Source organism: Dapis brunnea BLCC-M229, from assembly GCF_050015995.1.
Classification (GTDB): Bacteria; Cyanobacteriota; Cyanobacteriia; order Cyanobacteriales; family Microcoleaceae; genus Trichodesmium.
Window position 1 is genome coordinate 1 of sequence record NZ_JBNHEP010000003.1, and the last position, 6195, is coordinate 6195.

Annotated in this window: 3 protein-coding genes and 1 pseudogene; 3 read left to right on the plus strand and 1 reads right to left on the minus strand. The window is 39.8% G+C overall.

Annotation, left to right across the window (positions count from 1 at the left end):
* Nucleotides 1-115: 115 nt before the first annotated feature.
* Nucleotides 116-403 (plus strand): ATP-binding protein, encoded by a 288-nt coding sequence (locus ACP6PM_RS00565; RefSeq protein WP_426580860.1) that lies wholly within the window; start codon nucleotides 116-118, stop codon nucleotides 401-403.
* Between the two features lie 410 nt (nucleotides 404-813).
* Here ACP6PM_RS00565 and ACP6PM_RS00570 read toward each other — a convergent pair whose 3' ends face one another.
* Entirely contained in the window at nucleotides 814-2229 is a 1416-nt protein-coding gene (locus ACP6PM_RS00570) for a hypothetical protein (RefSeq protein ID WP_426580862.1), read from the minus strand.
* 916 nt (nucleotides 2230-3145) lie between these two features.
* Between ACP6PM_RS00570 and ACP6PM_RS00575 the strand changes: the two genes are divergently transcribed.
* Both ACP6PM_RS00575 and ACP6PM_RS00580 read left to right on the plus strand, forming a co-directional pair.
* Complete coding sequence (locus tag ACP6PM_RS00575; protein WP_426580864.1) at nucleotides 3146-5095, plus strand: GAF domain-containing sensor histidine kinase; 1950 nt, start codon at nucleotides 3146-3148, stop codon at nucleotides 5093-5095.
* Nucleotides 5096-5967: 872 nt separating this feature from the next.
* Nucleotides 5968-6195: pseudogene (locus tag ACP6PM_RS00580) on the plus strand (hypothetical protein); the annotation flags it as partial.

The following is a 6195-nucleotide window of genomic DNA, read 5'->3' on the forward strand; positions in this document are numbered from 1 at the left end:
TTCTTTGTCTGTTAAACTGCTTGAATATGGCATTTTCTCATGCTAGTTGGCGTTGGCGGAGCCTAGCGGCAGCTATATCGCTACTTAGTATAACCAATTCCTGAAAAGATCCCAAATGGGTTCTATAGATGAAATTCTCAAAGACACTATCGAATTTGCTCGCACTGAAGCAGAACAAAAAGAGATTGAGCTTAATTCAAATCTTGATTCAGAGATCTGGGTTTTGGGAGATGGGCAGCAACTACAACCGGTATTTTCTAATTTAATTGACAATGGTCTGGAATACACGCCAACAGCAGGAAAAGTAACAGTTTCTTTGTTCGCCGATAATGAAACAGCAATTATTACAGTAGAAGATACAGGAATTGGCATTGCTCCAGAGGAGTTCCCCCCACATATTTGAACGTTTGTGAGGGAGTTAACGCGCCAGAATTGAACGACGAGAAGGAACAGGTTTAGGCATGGCGATCGCTTAAACTTTAATTCATGTTCATGGAGGCAGAATTGAAGTAACCAGTAATATCAAATCCGGATAATTACTATACTCAAGTCATTGCAACTGGAACAGAGTGGAAGGAAGCAATCTCCGCGCATCCTTGAGATTGCTTCCTATCGTCGCAATGACGACTGTTCAATCGGATTTTATATAAAATTGGTGTAGGGAGTTGTTTTTGGGTCAAACTTCCGGTAGTGGTAAAGAAGTAAAGTGTAAGTATTCAAGCGAACATGATATTAGACCCAATTATTTTGATAAAAATGAAGGGTGGAGCCTAGGGAGAGCTCTATCACCTCTTCATAATTTGATCGCTACATCTACACGACTAACATCAATTGATCGTATAATTCGTCGTGGGTTAAGATAGTATTTCCATTATCAAAACTGAATTCTTCAAACTTTTTGGTATTCATAGTAATACCATCTAGTTCAAAATCAACTTTATTGTTATTAGCACCGAAACTAATATTATCAAATTGCTCTATTTTGTAAGAGCCAAGGCTGAGTATATCATAACCGTTACCACCATTTATTATAGCCTCACCGAAACCTTCAACAAAGTCTTTCCCATTACCCATGTTGACCTTGACACCACCTCCAAAACTGGAGGCTTCTACTGTATCAGCTCCATCACCCATATTAATTTGGCCACCAAAAATACCGTAAGAATTGCTTCCGGTTGCCTCGCCAATTAGAGTATCAGCTCCATTACCCATCTGAATGTGGCTCTCAAAAATACCGTAAGAATTGCTTCCGTTTGCCTCGCCAATTAGAGTATCCTTTCCATCGCCCATCTGAATGTAGCCACCAACAATACCGTAAGAATTGGTTCCGCTGGCTTCGGCAGTTAGAGTATCCTTTCCATTACCCATCTTAATCTCGCCATTGGTATTGTCAATAGCGATCGCTTTGTCCTCAACCTGGGCAAAAGCATCGGCAACAGAAACAGCCGCAGCTTGATTTCCCGGTGTGGCAGTGGACAAAGCAAACGCAGCAGATTGTGACAAGGTCGCAGCACTAGAAGTAGCTGTAGCAGTGATAGTATCACCACCCCTAGCCGTAGTCATTATGCCATTTTTATTATTAATACCTCTGGCAATGATGGTTGCCTCAGCTAAACTTTGAGCAAATGCTCCAGCGAAAGCTGTGACACCATCTGAAACAGGGGCTTCGGCAATAGCCTCAACAATTGCTGAGGCATCTGCTGTCGCTGTGGCGACTGCTGCCACAGAACCGAAGGTATTGCCAGAAATACCATCCTGACCCTGACCGTTGTAAATTTCGCCACCAGAGTTATCAATACCATCGGCGGTAGACTTAAGTTTTATGGAGGCAAAAGCATCGGTAATAACATTAGTATCAGCAGTATCAGCAATAGCTATGGCTTGAGATACTGTTTGTGCTACAGCGGATATGTTTGATATTGCGGTACCTTTTAATATATCCCGTCCTTTTTGTGTTTTGATAATCCCATTGTTATTAATACCGTTTGCAGCAGCCTTAAAGCTGCCACTAAATTCGGCAGAGGCAATAACAGAGTTGATGTTTTGAGCTCCTGCTCCAAGAAGCACTCCCACACCAAAGTCACCATGTACATAGTCAGTACCAATTAGCTTATCAGCTCCCTTACCTGTCTTTATGGTAGAGGACTTGGGGTTGAATAGCGGTATCCCCAGATCAATTACATTTGAGTTTGCATCAAAATTTATGTAACTCAAGTTTAAACCTTTCATCAAAAATACCTCTCAAAATGATAAATTAAAAACTAGAAACAGTCTATACCGGACATCTTACGTTGGTGCTTATAGCGGTTTTCACAAAGGTAGACTACGGAAATAAAGATAAGTATGTTTGCAGTTTTATAAGTCAGGACTTACGCATTACCGCTATATATAGCGTATAAATTCGTCATTATTCCAGATACACCCACTATAATTAGTGTCGTCGCGTAAGCCCTGTAAGTTACAGACCTGATAGTTGTATTCTAAGACCTGATAGTTGTATTCTATTTTAAGTTGTTAAGTTAATAAAAACCGCTATCAACATTTTCTGATTAAAAAAATCTCTGTTTGGGTAGCATAACCTAGGAAAAGTCAGTCTGGGCGAGGGAATAACGTTAATGCTCTCAAAAAGGCTGTTTGGGCATCATTCCCCATGAAAAGCTTCGCCAGAAAAGGATTTATGCCTTTTTGACGTAAAAACCTATACCTATCTATATTTGAGTCTATTTGTCTAACTCCTAGGATACTTTAAACAACTTAAACTTTAACCTTATTTTGTTTGAGTGCTTTGATACAACTAAATCTTATCCAGAATAATTGGGGAGTAGTTGCCAATTTGGCAGATTTATTGGGGGAAGTGATACCCAATTTAATTTTACTCTAGTTACCATATTAAATGTGTTATTCCTTATACCATAAACTTTGCTAGACTTCAACTTTCTATTTATAAATATTATTTATTAACGTGATGTAAGTTTTTAATATAGGGTTTCTCAGTAAGTGTGAGGTACACTTTTATCTTTGTTGCCTGTTATATCAAATCCGGTTAATTGCATATAGAATCCGGGATGGTTCTACAGGCTCACGTTGAGGGCAAATTCGACCAAATTTAATCGCAATATTTCTTTCTCCAGTAGGCAAAATAACTATGAATCCACTCGAAACGCTGGCTGAAGCTCTGGCTGCCAATCTCTCGCTCCTAATTTCTTCAAAAAGTAGCTCTTATTCCAGTAGCAGCACTAATGTAGTTCTTGACCTTGCTACAATTATCAAAGCCTCTCAAAGTCTGTCAGGTATCATTCAACTAGAGGAACTTCTCAAGCAACTAACTCAAATTATTCTGCAAAACTCTGGGGGAGATCGCTGTGCCTTAATCCTACCCAATGATCAAGGAAAATGGCAGGTTGAAGCCATCGCCACATCAAAAAACGTTGAACTTAGCACACAACCCTTGGAAGGCTATCCCAACCTACCCGTCAAGCTAATTCAGTATGTCAAAAATACCCAAGAGATGGTAATGATTGACAATCTGAAAACGGATTTACCCATCATAGATGAGTATCTGAGTCAGCAATACCCTCAGAGTCTTCTATGTTTGCCACTGCTGAATCAACGAGAATTGATTGGGATTCTGTATTTGCAAAATCAATTAACCAGTGGCGTTTTTACCGACGATCGCCTCCTGATTCTCAATTTCCTCTGTACCCAAGCAGCCATCTCCCTGAAAAATGCCCGTCTTTACACCAATCTGCAGACCAGTGAAGCACGGTATCAACATCTTGCTGACAACGTTCCTGGAGTAATTTATCAATTTCGGATAACTCCCCAGGAGGAATGGAAGTTGATCTACATTAGTTCTGACTGCTCCGAAATGTTTGAGGTCAACCCAGAGGAACTTATCACTGATATCCGAGTCCTCTTGAATATGGTTCATCCAGAAGATATGGCAAGTATCAAAGAATTGATAACTCTCTCCGGCCAAACCCTTGAACCCTGCAAATGGGAAAGTCGATTTATTTTACCATCCGGTCAAGTCAAATGGATTCAGGGAAGAACTCGGCCCGAACGCCAAGCTGATGGGACAATTGTTTGGGACGGGGTACTAATAGACATCAGTGATCGCAAACAAATTGAAGCAGAGCGGGAAAAATTATTGCTCGAATTGGCCAAACTCAATCGGGAATTAGAGCAAGCAAACCAGGAATTGAGTAATTATTCTCAGACATTGGAACAAAAAGTTGAAGAGCGCACTGCTGAACTCAAAGCTGCCCAGCAACGCATCATTGCCCAGGAAAAATTGGCCTCTCTTGGCACCCTCACCGCAGGTGTCGCTCACGAATTACGCAACCCTCTCAACTTCGTCAAAAACTATGCTGAAGGTTCCATCGAACTTTCTCAAGAACTATTGGATACTCTCGAACCTGTAATTTCGACCCTAGACCCAGAAACTTTAGAATTGATCCAATCTATAATTGATGACTTGCAGGAAAACGCTACAACTATTTGCCACAATACCATTCGGGCTACACAGATTATCGAAACCATGATGCAACATACCTATGTAGACTACGAGCCATCTGTCCCGCAGGCTACCCATCTCCATGAGTTGCTGGACCAAGCTGTGAAGCTGGCCTCTCACAGCAAACAAGAGCAGAATAAGCACTTTAACCCCTCCATTCACACTAACTATGCTGCCAATTTGGACTTAATTCAAGTGATTCCCAGCAGTTTCATCCGTGCCTTGCTCAACTTGACGGACAATGCCTTTGATGCCATGCGCTCTAAGCAAAATCAACTTATGGCTAATTCTCCTCTAGGAAGAATTGACTATACTCCTACACTGTGGGTCTCTACCCATCTCCTGTCAGAGGAAGTGGAAATACGAATTCGTGATAATGGGTGTGGCATTGAACCAGCTATCAAGTCGAAAATATTGGACCCGTTCTTCACAACTAAACCACCCGGAGAAGGGACTGGGTTGGGCCTATCACTCACCCACGATATTATTGTCAAGCAGCATCAAGGTAGTATAAATATTGACAGTAAACTGAGTGAGTTTACGGAAGTGATTGTGAGACTACCTAATTTAGGAAAGTAAAAGAACGAATAACTAGGGTAAATAACGGCTTGGTCAACTATGTGCTTTGAATAATGCTTTTTATTATCATTGATTCAGACTTCATTTTGCTATCAGCCAATGACTGATAACTGATCTCATGTCCGGTTGAATACTTCAATAAGGAGTCAGGAGGGAAGAACAGGGAAGAAGAGAAGAAAGTTTTTGATAACTAATTAAACAGACATGATATGACATCTGAATGCTTACGCCAAATTAGTCTTTAAAAAAACTTTTTATTCGTCTCCTCTGTGATAGCATTTATCACAAAGAATATTAGACCTCTCCGGAAAAGAGGGAGTAGGGAGTAGGGAGTAGGGGGAAAGAATTGATTATTTATGTGCGATAATTGATTTGATTTTTTATTATTCGAGATGTCTATTACGAATAATTTAGTCAACTAAAATGGTTAAAGTTCAGATGTATATTGGCTCGAACAGAATTGTTTCAGGGTAAAAAATGATCGTAATAGCTAAATCTAGCTAACTACTGACTATTGACGGCTATAAACAGTCTAAATATTTGTAGCAAACATCGATCAAATTGGCATTACCTTTTTTATCCGCCCTGTTCTAGGTATCCTATTACCAGTTATTTATAAGTATTTAACCGGATATAATTTTAGATAAACTGAGAAAAAGGTTAACATATAGAATCACAGAATTAGTTCACTGAAAGTAAAATCTATCCAGTAATGAGATTTGATTTTAAATGCTTGATATAGAGTCAGAATAAGGAGTGCATATTAAGTAAGCGATCGCGTACTTTTTGATTAATGTCACTGTAACAATATTTGGGCAATTTAATTTATAGTTATATGATAGTTATATATAGTTATATATCTTAGATATTAGATGAATAGTATTGTTTCTCAATCAGCAACCCCTGAAGAACAAAAAAACCAAATAGCAAAAATCCTAGTCGTTGATGATGAAATTGAGCTTCAACGGCTAATCAAACAGCGCTTCCGGAAAAATATTCGAGCCAAGGAATTTGATTTTGTGTTTGTGCAAAATGGGGTAGAAGCCTTGACATACTCCCGACGCTCCCCTACGGGAGAGCGCGGGATTCTTCAGTCAGAA